The organism is Bacillus sp. 22475, from assembly GCF_052044835.1.
Taxonomy (GTDB): Bacteria; Bacillota; Bacilli; order Bacillales; family Bacillaceae_G; genus Bacillus_A; species Bacillus_A cereus.
In genome coordinates this window covers 1-14,899 of the sequence record NZ_JBQENW010000056.1, presented here as the reverse complement: position 1 = coordinate 14,899, position 14,899 = coordinate 1, and the positions used below count along the sequence as shown (strand labels likewise).

The window sequence follows — 14,899 nt, the reverse complement described above, 5'->3', positions numbered from 1 at the left end:
AATGTTATCTAGTTTTGAAGGAATATGCCTTCATAGTTTGGTGATGATGGCAGAGAGGTCACACCCGTTCCCATACCGAACACGGAAGTTAAGCTCTCTAGCGCCGATGGTAGTTGGGACCTTGTCCCTGTGAGAGTAGGACGTCGCCAAGCAACTAAAAACACAAGTCTTTTGACTTGTGTTTTTTTATTTCCCATGAAATAGGTTAGGTTCTGTTAGTAAAAATGATGAAATATAGTAAGGGATTTTTTGAGCAGAAATATTAAGAAATTGATAAATAAATGGATAATCTTCAGAGCCATAGCTTCCAAGTAAGTCATACCACCAATCTGTTTCATACCTAGAAATCATGCTTAAATTATAGAGCAATAAATAATGAACGAGGAGTTCAGGTAATACTGGTTTAGGATTTCTAGGATCAGTTGTAAGTGGTAAATAATAAGTATTAGTAAGATGTTCATAGTATAAAGGAGTACTGTACATAGGATTCCATGATTGAATTGGCGCCGTAAAAAGTAAATTCGATTCATTAGTTTTCTCAGGTACATGTTGCATTGATAAATGCTTACAAGATGTTTCAATGTAGCGGGAAAATCTCTCTTTAGTCATATGTAATCGATCTAGTAGGTTGGCTGAAAAGGAGAGCTCATTTTTAATTGTTGAATCGATTTTATATAAAGTCGATCCTTTTTGACTATAGCGAAACAAATTTTGTAATTCTGGAATATTTCCCATTAGTTCTAACATGTTAAATTTTTCTGCTTCTAAGTGTTTCATGTGAAACAGTTGTTCTGCAACATGAGTAAACAATCCGTTTTTTTGTACCTTCACCTCATCTTCTAAAAATTGATACCCTTGTTTTTTTCGTTTGCGAGTTGTAACGCCATGAGCTAAAACAGTAGTGGACTCAGGATAGTTAGGATCAATGGTTAGTAGACATGCTTTAAAAAGTTGGCTAATTCCATAAAATAACAACATTGGTTGAATGGAAAATGGAGCTGTCTTATATAATTCATAATAATTTTTCCCGTGTTCTAAGTAATAAATAAAGGGATAACAATTTTCAAAACTTTTTTTTTCGGCATCCTGAATAGAGGATTTTTCATAACAACGGGCAAGATAACGTTGTACGTTTTGAGATGAAAAAAAGAAACTTAACTGCTGCCAAGTGCAAGATGTTTGATGCATATATTACGCTCCTTTTATTGTCTAAAAATTCTAACATATATATACGTCCTTGACAGTATTTTAACCAATTGATAAGCTACTAATAATAATTTCTGGTATCATAGGGGGAACAATTATGTGGGAATCTAAATTTGTTAAAGAAGGTTTGACTTTTGATGATGTATTACTTGTACCAGCTAGGTCAGATATATTACCAAGAGAAGTAAGTGTTAAAACAGTTTTATCTGAAAGCTTACAGCTAAACATCCCGTTAATTAGTGCAGGAATGGATACAGTGACAGAAGCTGACATGGCTATTGCAATGGCTCGCCAAGGTGGTTTAGGAATTATTCATAAGAATATGTCTATTGAGCAACAAGCAGAGCAAGTTGATAAAGTAAAGCGCTCTGAAAGCGGCGTTATTTCAGATCCTTTCTTCTTAACTCCAGAACATCAAGTATATGATGCAGAACATCTTATGGGAAAATATCGTATCTCAGGTGTACCGGTTGTAAATAATTTAGATGAGCGAAAATTAGTTGGTATTATTACAAACCGTGATATGCGCTTCATCCAAGACTACTCAATCAAAATTTCTGACGTAATGACAAAAGAACAATTAATTACAGCTCCAGTTGGTACTACACTGGAAGAAGCTGAAAAGATCCTACAAAAGTATAAAATTGAAAAACTCCCTCTTGTTGATAATAACGGTGTATTACAAGGGCTGATTACAATAAAAGATATTGAAAAAGTAATTGAATTCCCAAACTCTGCTAAAGATAAGCAAGGACGCTTATTAGTTGGAGCGGCAGTTGGTGTAACAGCTGATGCGATGCTTCGTATCGATGCATTAGTAAAAGCAAGCGTAGATGCAATCGTTCTTGATACAGCTCATGGGCATTCTAAAGGCGTTATTGATAAGGTAAAAGAAGTTCGTGCTAAATATCCATCATTAAATATTATCGCTGGAAATGTTGCTACAGCTGAAGCAACGAAAGCATTAATTGAAGCTGGTGCAAACGTAGTTAAAGTTGGTATTGGACCAGGTTCTATTTGTACAACACGTGTTGTAGCTGGTGTTGGTGTACCACAATTAACAGCAGTTTATGATTGTGCAACCGAAGCTCGTAAACACGGTATTCCAGTTATTGCTGATGGCGGTGTTAAGTACTCTGGTGATATGGTTAAAGCTTTAGCAGCAGGAGCACATGTTGTTATGCTAGGTAGTATGTTTGCTGGTGTTGCCGAAAGTCCTGGAGAAACTGAAATTTACCAAGGTCGTCAATTTAAAGTGTATCGTGGTATGGGTTCTGTCGGTGCGATGGAAAAAGGAAGTAAAGATCGTTACTTCCAAGAAGGAAATAAAAAACTTGTCCCAGAAGGTATTGAAGGACGAGTACCATATAAAGGACCTTTAGCAGATACAGTTCACCAATTAGTTGGTGGCTTACGTGCAGGTATGGGATATTGCGGAGCACAGGATTTAGAATTCTTACGCGAAAATGCACAATTCATTCGTATGTCAGGTGCAGGCTTACGTGAAAGTCATCCTCATCACGTACAAATTACAAAAGAGGCTCCAAACTACTCATTATAATGTCTTATATACAAATAGACAGAGATTTGATATCTCTGTCTATTTTTTTTTGATTATGTTAGAATAACGGTTATGTGAGTACATAGATATTGGGGGTAGCAAAAGTGAAAGGTATGTTTTGCAAAAGATTCATTGCTTTGGTAACAGTGCTTACACTAGCTTGTAGCATTTTTATGCCATATAGCAATGCGTCAGCTGAAACAGGAGCCGCTTTAAACATTGAAGCAGGTGCGGCAATTTTAGTAGAAGCGAATTCTGGGAAAATTTTATATCAAAAGAATGCAGATGAATTATTATCCATTGCTAGTATGACAAAGATGATGAGTGAATATTTAGTTCACGAAGCAGTGGATAAAGGAAAACTTAAGTGGGACCAGAAAATTAAGGTTTCTGAATATGCATATAAGGTTTCACAAGATGCTTCATTATCAAATGTTGCATTAGAAAATGGTGGCTCTTATACAGTAAAAGAGTTATATGAGGCAATGGCAATCTTTTCTGCAAATGGTGCAACAATTGCATTAGCAGAAGCAATTGCAGGTAAAGAAGTAGATTTCGTAAAAATGATGAATGATAAATCGAAAGAACTAGGGTTGAAAAATTATAAATTTGTCAATTCTACAGGTTTAACGAATAAAGATTTAAAGGGAATGCATCCTGAAGGAACAACAGCAGATGAAGAAAATAAAATGTCTGCAAAGGATGTTGCAATTTTAGCACAACATTTAATTAAAGATTATCCAAAAGTGTTAGATACAGCAAAAATTCCTAAAAAAGAATTCCGTCCAGAAAAAGAGAAGTTTGCAATGTCAAACTGGAACTGGATGTTAAAGGGCTTAGTTAAAGAATATGATGGCGTAGATGGTCTGAAAACAGGCTCAACTCCAGAAGCAGGAGATTGCTTCACTGGTACGGTTGAAAGAAACGGTATGCGTTTTATTTCTGTAGTTATTAAAACAAGTTCTCATACAGCACGTTTTGATGAAACAAAGAAGCTATATGATTATGGATTTGCTAACTTTGAAGTGAAACAAATGTATAAAAAAGGTTCTTCAGTAAAAGGACAAGAAACAGTAAGAGTAGAAAATGCGAAAGATAAAGATGTAGCAGTTCAAACGAAACAAGCTATTTCACTTCCAGTGCCAAAAGGAAGTAAAGATGTTTATAAAACAGAATTAAAAGAATCAAGTAAGGGACAAGAAGCACCTATTAAAAAGGGAGCTGCGCTTGGTCAAATGGTAATTGCGCCAAAAGATACAAACGACCCTGGATTTTTAACTGGTAAGTCGTTGCAAGTGGATCTTGTAACAACATCTGAAGTAGAAGAAGCAAACTGGTTTACTCGTGCTATGCGCGGAATTGGTTCATTCTTTAGTGGTATGTGGAATAGTGCTGTTGATACAGTAAAAGGTTGGTTTTAGAAGCTCCTCATGGTAGGGGCTTTTTTTTTATTCCTATTTTTCATACCGACTTTATGAAAAAGTAGTAGACAAGCATCTGATAGTTAGTGGTAGAATGTAAGAGTATTCTTAATTTTCGCCTTTAACGGGGGAAAGCAATTCACCTAGGGGGGTTTTTGTACATGACAAATGTAACAGGGACAGAGCGTGTAAAACGTGGAATGGCAGAAATGCAAAAAGGCGGCGTTATTATGGACGTAATTAACGCTGAACAAGCAAAAATTGCAGAAGAGGCAGGCGCAGTTGCCGTTATGGCATTAGAGCGTGTACCAGCAGACATTCGTGCAGCAGGTGGCGTTTCTCGTATGGCAGACCCAACAATCGTTGAAGAAGTTATGGGGGCAGTGTCAATTCCGGTTATGGCAAAATGCCGTATCGGTCACCTTGTAGAAGCACGTGTATTAGAATCATTAGGGGTAGACTATATCGATGAGAGTGAAGTATTAACTCCTGCTGATGAAGTATACCATTTAAATAAACGTGATTACACAGTTCCATTTGTATGTGGTTGCCGTGATATCGGAGAAGCTGCACGCCGTATTGCAGAAGGTGCATCTATGCTTCGTACAAAAGGTGAACCAGGAACAGGAAACATTGTAGAGGCAGTGCGTCATATGCGCCAAGTCAATGCAGAAATCCGTCAAGTTGCGAGTCTACGTGAAGATGAGTTAATGACATATGCAAAAAATACTGGTGCTCCTTACGAAGTATTACTTGAAATTAAACGTCTTGGTCGCTTACCAGTTGTAAATTTTGCGGCAGGTGGTATAGCAACGCCAGCAGATGCTGCATTAATGATGCAACTTGGTGCTGATGGGGTATTTGTTGGATCTGGTATCTTCAAATCAGAAAACCCAGAGAGATTTGCACGTGCAATCGTTGAAGCAACGACTCATTATGAAGATTACGAACTAATTGCAAGCCTTTCTAAAGGGTTAGGTAATGCAATGAAAGGTATCGAAATTTCAACGTTATTACCAGAACAACGCATGCAAGAGCGTGGATGGTAATTAAAGGAGAACTTTAAAATGGTGAAAATCGGTGTACTAGGTCTTCAAGGTGCAGTTCGTGAACATGTAAAATCAGTTGAAGCAAGTGGTGCAGAAGCTGTTGTTGTAAAGCGTATAGAGCAACTTGAAGAGATTGATGGTCTTATTTTACCAGGCGGTGAAAGTACAACAATGCGCCGTCTTATTGATAAGTATGCTTTCATGGAACCACTTCGCACATTTGCAAAGTCTGGTAAACCAATGTTTGGTACATGTGCAGGGATGATTCTTCTTGCGAAAACACTTATTGGCTATGAAGAAGCACATATTGGTGCTATGGATATTACAGTTGAGCGCAATGCGTTCGGACGCCAAAAGGATAGTTTTGAAGCTGCGCTTTCAATTGAAGGCGTGGGTGAAGACTTCGTTGGTGTATTTATCCGTGCGCCGTATGTTGTAGAAGTAGCTGATAATGTTGAAGTGCTTTCTAAGCATGGTGACCGAATGGTAGCGGTAAGACAAGATCAGTTTTTAGCTGCTTCATTCCATCCGGAATTAACAGATGATCATCGTGTAACAGCATACTTTGTTGAAATGGTAAAAGAAGCGAAAATGAAAAAAGTTGTATAAGTAACTTGCAACTTGTATAAGATTATAGTAAATTGATGGTAACAATTTTATAAAATAAGCGTGTTGATAGGAAATAGTAACAAATGTTGTTTCTTATAGAGAGTCGATGGTTGGTGGAAATCGATAGAAACAGTTTGTGAATCCATCCTGGAATGGAATGTGGAACATCTTTTGGATTAGTAAGCATTCCCGGTGAAGAGCCGTTATTTCTACTTGAGAGGAAAGCGGTAATGCTTTCAACTAGGGTGGCAACGCGGGTTAACTCCCGTCCCTTTATATAGGGACGGGAGTTTTTTGTGTTTTATAAAATAAAAGGAGGAGTATATAATGCTTGATATTAAATTTTTACGTACAAACTTTGAAGAAGTAAAAGCGAAATTACAGCATAGAGGTGAAGATCTAACTGATTTCGGACGTTTTGAAGAACTTGATACGAGAAGAAGAGAACTACTTGTTCAGACAGAAGAATTAAAAAGTAAACGTAATGAAGTGTCTCAACAAATCTCTGTATTAAAGCGCGAAAAGAAAGATGCAGAAGTTCTAATTTTAGAAATGCGTGAGGTTGGAGAAAAAGTAAAGGATTTTGATAACGAACTTCGCACAGTTGAAGAAGACTTAGAAAGATTAATGTTATCTATTCCAAATATCCCTCATGAGTCTGCTCCAGTCGGTGAAACAGAGGATGATAATGTAGTAGCGCGTACTTGGGGAGAAGTGAAAGAATTTACTTTTGAACCAAAACCACATTGGGATCTTGCTACTGATTTAGGAATTTTAGATTTTGAACGCGCTGGGAAAGTAACAGGAAGCCGCTTCGTATTTTACAAAGGTGCTGGTGCAAGATTAGAGCGTGCTTTAATTAGCTTTATGCTTGATCTTCATACTGATGAGCATGGATATGAAGAAGTATTACCTCCATATATGGTAAACCGTGCAAGTATGACAGGAACAGGACAACTTCCAAAGTTTGAAGAAGATGCATTCCGTATTGAAAGTGAAGATTATTTCTTAATTCCAACAGCTGAAGTACCTGTAACGAATATGCATCGTGATGAGATTTTAAATAAAGAGCAATTGCCTATAAGATATGCTGCATTTAGCTCTTGCTTCCGCTCTGAAGCAGGTTCAGCTGGTCGCGATACACGCGGTTTAATTCGCCAGCATCAGTTCAATAAAGTAGAGCTTGTGAAGTTCGTAAAACCAGAAGATTCTTATGAAGAGTTAGAAAAATTAACAAATGATGCAGAACGCGTGTTACAATTATTAGAGTTGCCATATCGCGTTATGAGCATGTGCACAGGCGATTTAGGATTTACAGCAGCGAAGAAATACGATATTGAAGTATGGATTCCAAGCTATGGCACATATCGTGAAATTTCTTCTTGTAGTAATTTTGAAGCTTTCCAAGCGAGACGTGCAAATATCCGTTTCCGCCGTGAGCCAAATGGAAAACCAGAACATGTCCATACATTAAATGGATCTGGTCTTGCAATTGGACGTACGGTTGCAGCTATTTTAGAAAACTACCAACAAGAAGATGGTACAATTATAATTCCAGAAGTTCTTCGCCCTTATATGGGAGGAAAAACAGTTATTAAGTAAATTTAAACATTCATCGGTATGAGTGATTGGTAATTATGAGCGTTGTCAGTACTGTAATGTAGGAAGGGGAAAGTAAAATTTTCCTTTCCTCATAATTTATTTTAGTAGGGTTGACTAACTGTTTTTCTTTTGATATTATATTTGATGTCAATATGGAGGTATACCCAAGTCTGGCTGAAGGGATCGGTCTTGAAAACCGACAGGCGGCGAGAGTCGCGCGGGGGTTCGAATCCCTCTACCTCCTCCAGATATAATTGACAACAGCGCATATAAGTGGAGATTGGAGAACTCGTTACCAACACGTAACGAGTTTTTATTTTAAAACCAATCATAAAGTATGGTGTAAGGTAATTTTGTCCTTATTACACACTCATATTCCGATGATTATCTTCATAGATATGAAAGGAGTCAACATGGATCTTATTATACAAACGTTTCCTTTAGATGGAAAAACTTTATATTATGTACAATGTCCTGTCTGTAAGAACAATAGAATTTTAAACAGTGGTGCAAACGTATCACGCATTATTAGTGATGATACATTCCGTAAACTTTGTGGTTGTACTTGTGATGTAAAACCAGCTACGAATAAAGTAGAGGTGCCAAAACAAGTTAAAAAAGCAGCTGTAAAGAAAGAAGCGGCTCCAAAACGTACAGGTAAAGTATTAACAGCAGTAATTAACGGGAAAGAAATGACTGTTAAAGAGATTGCTGAAGCATACGATATTAGTACAAGTACTGTTCGTCAGCGTATTAACGCAGGAAAACCTGAGAGTGAAATTATTGCTCCAACAAAGAAGAAGTAATTTAATAGGAAAACCCGTGCATATGCACGGGTTTTTTATTTTACAAGTTTACGTGTTTGTTTTAAAAAATGGCCAATTTTTTTAATGATTGGTTCGATTGAATCCCCATCTTTTAAAATATCGTACTCATTAATATTTAAGCGTAATACAGGGCATGAATTAAAGTTGTTAATCCAGTTTTCATAACGTCCATGCATTTCTTTCCAGTACTCAATTGGCGTTTGCTGTTCCATTGGGCGTCCGCGTTCTTGAATACGATCGACAATATCATCGAAAGAACCTTCTAAGTAAATTAATAAGTCTGGATGAGGGAAGTAAGGAGTCATGACCATAGCGTCAAATAACCCTTTGTATGTTTCATAATCAGTTTCCGTCATCGTACCTTTTTCATGATGCATCTTTGCGAAAATTCCAGTGTCTTCGTAAATAGAACGATCTTGAACAAAACCGCCACCGTATTCAAAAATTCTTTTTTGTTCCTTAAATCGTTCTGCTAAAAAGTACACTTGTAGGTGGAAGCTCCAGCGAGTGAAGTCCGCATAGAACTTGTCCAAATATGGATTGGAATCTACTTTTTCAAATGATGTGCGATAACCTAAAGCATTAGCTAATGCAGTTGTCATAGTTGATTTACCCACACCTACCGTTCCGGCGATAGTGATTACTGCGTCATTGGGTATATCATATTTTTGCCTTAAATTCATTATTATTTCGACTCCTTTAAGAGAGTATTTTGAAGGGCAGATAGGATGACGTTTAAATCATCAGGATTTTTTACAAAATCCATATCGTCTCCATTAAATTTCAATACTGGTATTTCCGGATGATCTTTTTTAAAAGCATCCATTGCTGTTTCATAATCTTTTGTGAGCTGTAGTAAGTAATTTGGATCCATGTTTTTTTCAAATTCTCTTCCGCGCATGGCGATTCGTTTTTGCAATGTTTCTAGGCTAGCTGTTAAATAAACAATGACGTTTGGCACAGGCATATCTTGAGTAAGGATACGATAAATTTGCATGTACTTGTCATATTGAGAGTCTTTTAATGTGCGGGATGCAAAAATTAAATTTTTAAAGATATGGTAATCCGCTACTACTGGTTTCCTTTGATTCAAATACTTTATGTTAATATCTTCTAATTGTTTGTATCTATTACAAAGAAAGAACATCTCTGTTTGAAAACTCCATTCGTCGATGTCTTCATAGAACTTTCCTAAAAAGGGATTTTCATCAACAATCTCTTTTAGTAAGTGGAGTTGCATGTGAGTTGAAATTTCCTTCGCAAGTGAAGTTTTTCCAACACCAATTGGTCCTTCAACCGTAATAAATGGTACTCCGGTCACGCTGTTTCCTCCTTTCAATCAGTGATTTACCGTGACTACTAAAAACACAAAACAGAATTATTGTAGCACAAGAGGGAAGCGAGCGGGTTAATTTGATATAAAAAGTTAGAAAATAGATATATGTATTAATTAAATTTTATTTTGGATGACGATGTTATATTTGCTTTCAATGTAGTTTCCATTATTTTTAAAGCATGTATATTATCTTGGTCGTTGTTAGAGGCGATACAATCCTGTGGTACATACAATGTATAATTTCTCATATGGGCATCATTAGCTGTAAATAGGATACATATATTTCCGGCAACTCCTGTTAATATTAGATTTTCTATTTTTAAATAACCTAGTAATGAATTTAAAGGTGTTTCATAAAAAGCGGAATAATGTGGTTTAATAAAAATGTAATCATCAGAACTTGGAGCAATCTTATGGATTATATTTTCGCTATATTTATTTGTGCAATGAGTAATAAGTTGGTCGATATCAGATCTCCAAAGTTGATAATGGTCATTAACGTAAATTATAGGATAGCCGAAGGATTTCATTTTTTTCTTTAATTGTAAAATAGGGTTTGTGATAGTCTCACATTTTTGAGCTAGAATGGGTCCGTGGGAAAATTCAAAGTCATTAATCATATCGATAATGAGCAAGGCGGTATTTTTCATATGTAATCCCCTCTCTTTTTTCTTTTAGGGTGGATTGAATATATAAAAGTTATCCCCTGTGTAGTAAATGGAAATAAGTGTACTTTATTTGTAATGAAAGGACTATGTTATGGAACAAGATCAAGATATTTATTTTATGCAATTAGCGATAGAAGAAGCCAAAAAGGCAGAGGAAATACAGGAAGTGCCAATTGGAGCAGTTATAGTGTTAGATGGTGAGGTAATTAGTATTGCCCATAATTTAAGGGAAACTGAGCAAAGATCAATAGCTCATGCTGAGTTGCTAGCGATAGATGAGGCGTGTAAAAAATTAGGGACATGGCGTTTAGAAGATGCAACATTGTATGTAACATTAGAACCTTGTCCAATGTGTGCGGGTGGAATTGTTTTATCACGAGTGAAGCGAGTTGTATATGGTGCAAGTGATCCGAAGGGCGGGTGTGCAGGGACATTAATGAATCTTTTAACAGATGAACGCTTCAATCATCAATGTGAAGTAGTATCTGGTGTATTAGAGGAAGAATGCGGTACGTTGTTAACAAACTTTTTTAGAGAGCTTCGTAAAAAAAGAAAAGCGATAAAAAAATTAGATAAAAATACTGGGAACTAACGTATTTGCATTTTATAAAGAAACAAGTTATACTGATAATGCCTTTAATGAAGGCAACCGAATATTGGTTTTAACTTTGCCGTGCTAAGCGGGGAGGTAGCGGTGCCCTATACTCGCAATCCGCTCTAGCGAGGCCGAATCCCCTCTCGAGGTTATGTTGCTGTAAGGTCTGCCTTAAGTAAGTGGTGTTGACGTTTGGGTCCTGCGCAACGGGACCCCGTGAACCTTGTCAGGTCCGGAAGGAAGCAGCAATAAGCGGGTCTTCTCGTGTGCCGCAGGAGTGCCTGAACCGAGCTAACTGCTTGAGTAACGCTTATGGTACGTAATCGACGGAGGGTGCACGGCAGTTATATATGTATACAAAACTCACCTTAATACAAAGGTGAGTTTTTTGTATAGAAAATAACTTTTGGAATCTATAAACAGAATGGGTTATAATAAATGAGATAATAACCTTTGAGGGAGGCCGTATTTTCGTGTCATACCAAGCGTTATACCGAACATGGAGACCGCAAAAGTTCGAAGATGTAGTCGGTCAAAAGCACGTGACAAAAACGTTGCAAAATGCCCTTCTTCAAGAGAAAGTTTCACATGCTTATTTATTTTCTGGTCCTAGGGGAACAGGAAAAACGACAATTGCAAAAGTATTTGCAAAAGCAATTAACTGTGAACATGCTCCGGTAGCTGAACCTTGTAATGAATGTCCTTCTTGTTTAGGAATTACACAAGGATCCATTTCAGATGTATTAGAAATTGATGCGGCTTCAAATAACGGTGTAGATGAAATTCGAGATATTAGAGATAAAGTAAAATATGCTCCAAGTGCTGTAGAATATAAAGTATACATTATTGATGAAGTTCACATGCTTTCTATGGGTGCATTTAATGCGCTTTTAAAAACCTTAGAAGAGCCGCCAGGACATGTTATCTTTATTTTGGCGACAACAGAACCTCATAAGATCCCGCCTACAATTATTTCGCGTTGTCAGCGTTTTGAATTCCGAAAAATATCAGTGAATGATATTGTTGAGAGATTATCAACGGTTGTGACAAATGAAGGTACGCAAGTGGAAGATGAAGCATTACAAATTGTTGCCCGTGCTGCTGAAGGTGGTATGCGTGACGCGCTTAGTCTTATTGATCAGGCTATATCTTATAGTGATGAGATTGTTACGACAGAAGATGTATTGGCCGTAACAGGATCTGTTTCTCAGCAATACTTAGGCAATTTAGTAGAATGCATACGTGAAAATGATGTATCAAGAGCATTACAGATCATAGATGAAATGATGAGTAAAGGGAAGGATCCAGTTCGTTTTATGGAGGATTTCATTTACTATTATCGTGATATGCTTTTATATCAAACTTCACCGCAACTAGAACATATGTTGGAACGAGTAATTGTAGATGATCAATTCCGTAAGTTGAGTGAAGAAATGCAACCGGAAGTGATCTATGAGATTATTCATACCCTTAGTAAGGGACAACAGGAAATGAAGTGGACAAATCATCCGCGTATTTTCTTAGAAGTTGTTATGGTGCAATTGTGTCAACAGTTTATGATGCAAGCAAACGGTACTGATCGTTTGCAAGCAATTATGAACAGGATGCAGCAATTGGAGAAAGAGTTAGAGCAAGTCAAAAAGAACGGTGTGCCAGCTGGTGTACAACAGGAAGTAAGAGAGACACGTGCAACACCAAAACCCGTACGAACAGGAAGTATGAAGATTCCTGTCGGGCGTGTAAATGAAGTATTAAAACAAGCGAAGCGTCAAGATTTAGAACAATTAAAAGCTGTATGGGGTGAGTTGTTAGGAAGACTCAAATCATATAACAAAGTAGCGTTTGCTGTTCTACTAGAAAATAGCGAACCAGTGGCAGCTTCAGATGACACTTACGTTTTAGCATTTCAATATGAGATTCACTGTAAGATGGCGAGCGAAAATCGAGAAGCTATGGATACAGTAGAACAAGCTTTATTTGAATTGCTAAGTAAAAGGTTAAATATGATTGCCATTCCAAAAAGTGAATGGGGTAAAATCCGTGAAGACTTTTTACAACGTGAAGGTGGAGAGTCTGAAGAAAGCCCGGAGAAAAAGGAAGACCCTCTTATAGAAGAGGCAGTGAAATTAGTAGGACAAGAACTCATTGAAATAAAAGAGTAATAATAATTAGGAGGAATTAATTATGATGCGTGGCGGAATGGGAAATATGAATAACATGATGAAACAAATGCAAAAGATGCAAAAAGACATGGCGAAAGCACAAGAAGAGCTTGGTGAAAAAACAGTTGAAGGTACAGCTGGCGGCGGAATGATTACAGTTATTGCAAATGGTCACAAGCAAATTCTTGAAGTGAAGATTAAAGAAGAGGTTGTAGATCCAGAGGATATCGAAATGTTACAAGACTTAGTGTTAGCTGCAACAAATGATGCACTTAAAAAGGCTGATGAGCTATCAAACTCTACGATGGGTAAATTTACAAAAGGCTTAAACTTACCAGGTGGAATGTTCTAGGAGGATATTGATACATGCATTATCCAGAACCAATATCAAAACTAATCGATAGTTTTATGAAGTTGCCAGGTATCGGACCGAAAACAGCGGTTCGATTGGCATTTTTCGTATTAGATATGAAAGAAGATGATGTGTTAGGTTTTGCGAAAGCACTTGTAAATGCGAAGCGAGATTTAGCGTATTGTTCTGTATGTGGACATATTACTGATCGTGATCCTTGTTATATTTGTAATGATTCGCATCGAGATCAATCAGTTGTTTGTGTCGTGCAAGAACCGAAAGATGTAATCGCGATGGAAAAAATGAAAGAGTATCAAGGTGTATATCATGTGTTACGTGGTGCGATTTCTCCTATGGAGGGAATTGGACCGGAAGACATTAATATCCCGCAACTCTTAAAGCGACTACATGATGAAACGGTACAAGAAGTAATATTAGCAACAAACCCTAATATTGAAGGGGAAGCTACAGCGATGTATATCTCCCGCCTCTTAAAACCTACAGGCATTAAAGTAACTCGTATTGCACATGGTCTGCCAGTTGGTGGAGATTTAGAATATGCAGATGAAGTGACACTATCGAAAGCGTTAGAAGGTCGCAGAGAAGTATAAGAGGAGAAACAAAAATGTTCTTTCAAAAAAAGGGTAAATTGCGTAAAGAGTATGATGATAAGTTAATTGTACTTTTGGAAAAAGTGAAGAATGAGTGGTTACGTCAGAAGAGAATGGTCGAACAAAGTGTAGAACCATCTCAAGATGTCATTTGTTCTTTGAAAATAGCGGAGGCGAAATATTTCTTCTTGTTGAAAGAAGCAAAGCGTCGTCCTGTAAAAATGGAACAATGGTAAAGGGTTCTGCTTTCTGAGCAGGCCTTTTTATTTTATTTGTTAAATGCTGAGGCGTTGTTTTATTAGGTTTATATGAAAGAGATGCCGTTTATGATAACTGTTCTTTTTTATTGTCTTGTCCCATACAAATAGATGTATAGGTCATTCATAAGGAGGAAAAAATGAATTCTACAATTATTATTGTTGGCATTCTTACTTTAGTGTTTATTTTTCTTGTTTTTGGTGTTGCCTCTAAGCCATTACGTTTTATAGGAAAGGTGATTTTTCATGTTACTCTAGGCATAGCATTGCTTTTTATCGTAAATGTTGTAGGGACATATTTTGATTTTCATATCCCAATTAACATGGGTACAGCGGCAATAACGAGTTTATTAGGCCTACCAGGTGTGGCGGCATTAGTGATTATTAAGCTTTATATCATGCCAAGATAAAATTATTTTGGCATTTTTTTAAAAAGTGTTGACTATTAAATGATTAATATGGTAAATTAATAAGCGTCGTCAGGAACGAAAGAAAAAAGTTGTTGACAGATTTAATGAGAAATGTTAAATTATAAAAGTCGTTGAAACGCGATATTGAACTTTGAAAACTAAACGAAACAAACAACGTGAAACGTCAATTTTTATTTTTAGATGCTAGACAAACTAACTTTATTGGAGAGTTT

At 36.9% G+C, this 14,899-nt stretch carries 16 protein-coding genes, 1 tRNA gene, 1 rRNA gene, 1 other RNA gene and 1 other annotated feature; of the genes, 15 read left to right on the top strand and 4 right to left on the bottom strand.

Going from position 1 to position 14,899, the window contains the following annotated elements:
* The first annotated feature begins 36 nt into the window (after window positions 1–36).
* A 5S ribosomal RNA gene (gene rrf, locus ACTJJY_RS31015) occupies window positions 37–152 on the top strand.
* Window positions 153–186: 34 nt separating this feature from the next.
* Here rrf and ACTJJY_RS31010 read toward each other — a convergent pair.
* Window positions 187–1,188 (bottom strand): YaaC family protein, encoded by a 1,002-nt coding sequence (locus ACTJJY_RS31010; RefSeq protein ID WP_440607375.1) that lies wholly within the window; start codon window positions 1,186–1,188, stop codon window positions 187–189.
* Between the two features lie 115 nt (window positions 1,189–1,303).
* Here ACTJJY_RS31010 and guaB point away from each other — a divergent pair, with 115 nt between their 5' ends.
* The 7 genes from guaB to ACTJJY_RS30975 all read left to right on the top strand — a co-directional run bounded on the left by guaB (window position 1,304) and on the right by ACTJJY_RS30975 (window position 8,254).
* Window positions 1,304–2,767 carry an IMP dehydrogenase gene (gene guaB / locus ACTJJY_RS31005; RefSeq protein WP_000264089.1) on the top strand — a complete coding sequence of 488 codons (1,464 nt, stop codon included), beginning with the start codon at window positions 1,304–1,306 and terminating at the stop codon, window positions 2,765–2,767.
* 113 nt (window positions 2,768–2,880) lie between these two features.
* Window positions 2,881–4,188, top strand: a complete 1,308-nt coding sequence (dacA, locus tag ACTJJY_RS31000; RefSeq protein WP_440607376.1) for a D-alanyl-D-alanine carboxypeptidase DacA — start codon at window positions 2,881–2,883, stop codon at window positions 4,186–4,188.
* Between the two features lie 161 nt (window positions 4,189–4,349).
* Window positions 4,350–5,237: a pyridoxal 5'-phosphate synthase lyase subunit PdxS gene (gene pdxS, locus ACTJJY_RS30995; protein ID WP_000186154.1), complete on the top strand. Its 888-nt coding sequence runs from the start codon at window positions 4,350–4,352 to the stop codon at window positions 5,235–5,237.
* A gap of 18 nt (window positions 5,238–5,255) precedes the next feature.
* A complete protein-coding gene (gene pdxT / locus ACTJJY_RS30990) occupies window positions 5,256–5,846 on the top strand; it encodes a pyridoxal 5'-phosphate synthase glutaminase subunit PdxT (protein WP_000238785.1) in 591 nt (196 codons plus the stop codon).
* A 54-nt stretch (window positions 5,847–5,900) separates the two neighbouring features.
* Window positions 5,901–6,122: a binding site (T-box leader), on the top strand.
* Window positions 6,123–6,173: 51 nt separating this feature from the next.
* Window positions 6,174–7,448 (top strand): serine--tRNA ligase, encoded by a 1,275-nt coding sequence (gene serS / locus ACTJJY_RS30985; RefSeq protein WP_168411619.1) that lies wholly within the window; start codon window positions 6,174–6,176, stop codon window positions 7,446–7,448.
* A 154-nt stretch (window positions 7,449–7,602) separates the two neighbouring features.
* Window positions 7,603–7,695: transfer RNA gene (locus ACTJJY_RS30980), tRNA-Ser, on the top strand.
* A gap of 166 nt (window positions 7,696–7,861) precedes the next feature.
* The gene (locus tag ACTJJY_RS30975) at window positions 7,862–8,254 is read left to right on the top strand and encodes a DUF3797 domain-containing protein (protein WP_000364192.1); all 393 of its coding nucleotides are present in this window, start codon (window positions 7,862–7,864) and stop codon (window positions 8,252–8,254) included.
* Window positions 8,255–8,289: 35 nt separating this feature from the next.
* On the opposite strand, the gene ACTJJY_RS30970 is transcribed toward ACTJJY_RS30975, so the two are convergent.
* The 3 genes from ACTJJY_RS30970 to ACTJJY_RS30960 form a co-directional block, all read right to left on the bottom strand.
* Entirely contained in the window at window positions 8,290–8,958 is a 669-nt protein-coding gene (locus ACTJJY_RS30970) for a deoxynucleoside kinase (protein WP_001053585.1), read from the bottom strand.
* 2 nt (window positions 8,959–8,960) lie between these two features.
* Window positions 8,961–9,596, bottom strand: coding sequence for a deoxynucleoside kinase (locus ACTJJY_RS30965; protein WP_000148218.1), 636 nt, complete (start codon window positions 9,594–9,596; stop codon window positions 8,961–8,963).
* 125 nt (window positions 9,597–9,721) lie between these two features.
* Window positions 9,722–10,261, bottom strand: coding sequence for an isochorismatase family cysteine hydrolase (locus ACTJJY_RS30960; RefSeq protein ID WP_440607374.1), 540 nt, complete (start codon window positions 10,259–10,261; stop codon window positions 9,722–9,724).
* Between the two features lie 109 nt (window positions 10,262–10,370).
* Between ACTJJY_RS30960 and tadA the strand changes: the two genes are divergently transcribed.
* The 7 genes from tadA to ACTJJY_RS30925 all read left to right on the top strand — a co-directional run bounded on the left by tadA (window position 10,371) and on the right by ACTJJY_RS30925 (window position 14,666).
* Window positions 10,371–10,871 carry a tRNA adenosine(34) deaminase TadA gene (gene tadA / locus ACTJJY_RS30955; protein ID WP_440607373.1) on the top strand — a complete coding sequence of 167 codons (501 nt, stop codon included), beginning with the start codon at window positions 10,371–10,373 and terminating at the stop codon, window positions 10,869–10,871.
* Window positions 10,872–10,950: 79 nt separating this feature from the next.
* Window positions 10,951–11,215: signal recognition particle sRNA large type (gene ffs / locus ACTJJY_RS30950), an RNA gene on the top strand.
* 132 nt (window positions 11,216–11,347) lie between these two features.
* Window positions 11,348–13,036 (top strand): DNA polymerase III subunit gamma/tau, encoded by a 1,689-nt coding sequence (gene dnaX / locus ACTJJY_RS30945; RefSeq protein WP_000121561.1) that lies wholly within the window; start codon window positions 11,348–11,350, stop codon window positions 13,034–13,036.
* Between the two features lie 25 nt (window positions 13,037–13,061).
* Window positions 13,062–13,388 carry a YbaB/EbfC family nucleoid-associated protein gene (locus ACTJJY_RS30940; protein WP_014894853.1) on the top strand — a complete coding sequence of 109 codons (327 nt, stop codon included), beginning with the start codon at window positions 13,062–13,064 and terminating at the stop codon, window positions 13,386–13,388.
* Between the two features lie 14 nt (window positions 13,389–13,402).
* On the top strand, window positions 13,403–13,999 hold the full coding sequence (gene recR / locus ACTJJY_RS30935; RefSeq protein ID WP_000559169.1) for a recombination protein RecR: 597 nt from the start codon (window positions 13,403–13,405) through the stop codon (window positions 13,997–13,999).
* Between the two features lie 14 nt (window positions 14,000–14,013).
* Window positions 14,014–14,235, top strand: a complete 222-nt coding sequence (locus tag ACTJJY_RS30930; protein ID WP_000466019.1) for a YaaL family protein — start codon at window positions 14,014–14,016, stop codon at window positions 14,233–14,235.
* A gap of 161 nt (window positions 14,236–14,396) precedes the next feature.
* Window positions 14,397–14,666: a pro-sigmaK processing inhibitor BofA family protein gene (locus ACTJJY_RS30925; RefSeq protein WP_001089273.1), complete on the top strand. Its 270-nt coding sequence runs from the start codon at window positions 14,397–14,399 to the stop codon at window positions 14,664–14,666.
* Window positions 14,667–14,899 lie beyond the last annotated feature (233 nt).

Excerpts from the sequence above, each read along its gene's own strand:
- ACTJJY_RS31010 (WP_440607375.1), bottom strand. The coding sequence starts at position 1,188 with ATGCATCAAACATCTTGCACTTGGCAGCAGTTAAGTTTCTTTTTTTCA.
- guaB (WP_000264089.1), top strand. The coding sequence starts at position 1,304 with ATGTGGGAATCTAAATTTGTTAAAGAAGGTTTGACTTTTGATGATGTA.
- dacA (WP_440607376.1), top strand. The coding sequence starts at position 2,881 with ATGTTTTGCAAAAGATTCATTGCTTTGGTAACAGTGCTTACACTAGCT.
- pdxS (WP_000186154.1), top strand. The coding sequence starts at position 4,350 with ATGACAAATGTAACAGGGACAGAGCGTGTAAAACGTGGAATGGCAGAA.
- pdxT (WP_000238785.1), top strand. The coding sequence starts at position 5,256 with ATGGTGAAAATCGGTGTACTAGGTCTTCAAGGTGCAGTTCGTGAACAT.
- serS (WP_168411619.1), top strand. The coding sequence starts at position 6,174 with ATGCTTGATATTAAATTTTTACGTACAAACTTTGAAGAAGTAAAAGCG.
- ACTJJY_RS30975 (WP_000364192.1), top strand. The coding sequence starts at position 7,862 with ATGGATCTTATTATACAAACGTTTCCTTTAGATGGAAAAACTTTATAT.
- ACTJJY_RS30970 (WP_001053585.1), bottom strand. The coding sequence starts at position 8,958 with ATGAATTTAAGGCAAAAATATGATATACCCAATGACGCAGTAATCACT.
- ACTJJY_RS30960 (WP_440607374.1), bottom strand. The coding sequence starts at position 10,261 with ATGAAAAATACCGCCTTGCTCATTATCGATATGATTAATGACTTTGAA.
- tadA (WP_440607373.1), top strand. The coding sequence starts at position 10,371 with ATGGAACAAGATCAAGATATTTATTTTATGCAATTAGCGATAGAAGAA.
- ACTJJY_RS30940 (WP_014894853.1), top strand. The coding sequence starts at position 13,062 with ATGCGTGGCGGAATGGGAAATATGAATAACATGATGAAACAAATGCAA.
- recR (WP_000559169.1), top strand. The coding sequence starts at position 13,403 with ATGCATTATCCAGAACCAATATCAAAACTAATCGATAGTTTTATGAAG.
- ACTJJY_RS30930 (WP_000466019.1), top strand. The coding sequence starts at position 14,014 with ATGTTCTTTCAAAAAAAGGGTAAATTGCGTAAAGAGTATGATGATAAG.
- ACTJJY_RS30925 (WP_001089273.1), top strand. The coding sequence starts at position 14,397 with ATGAATTCTACAATTATTATTGTTGGCATTCTTACTTTAGTGTTTATT.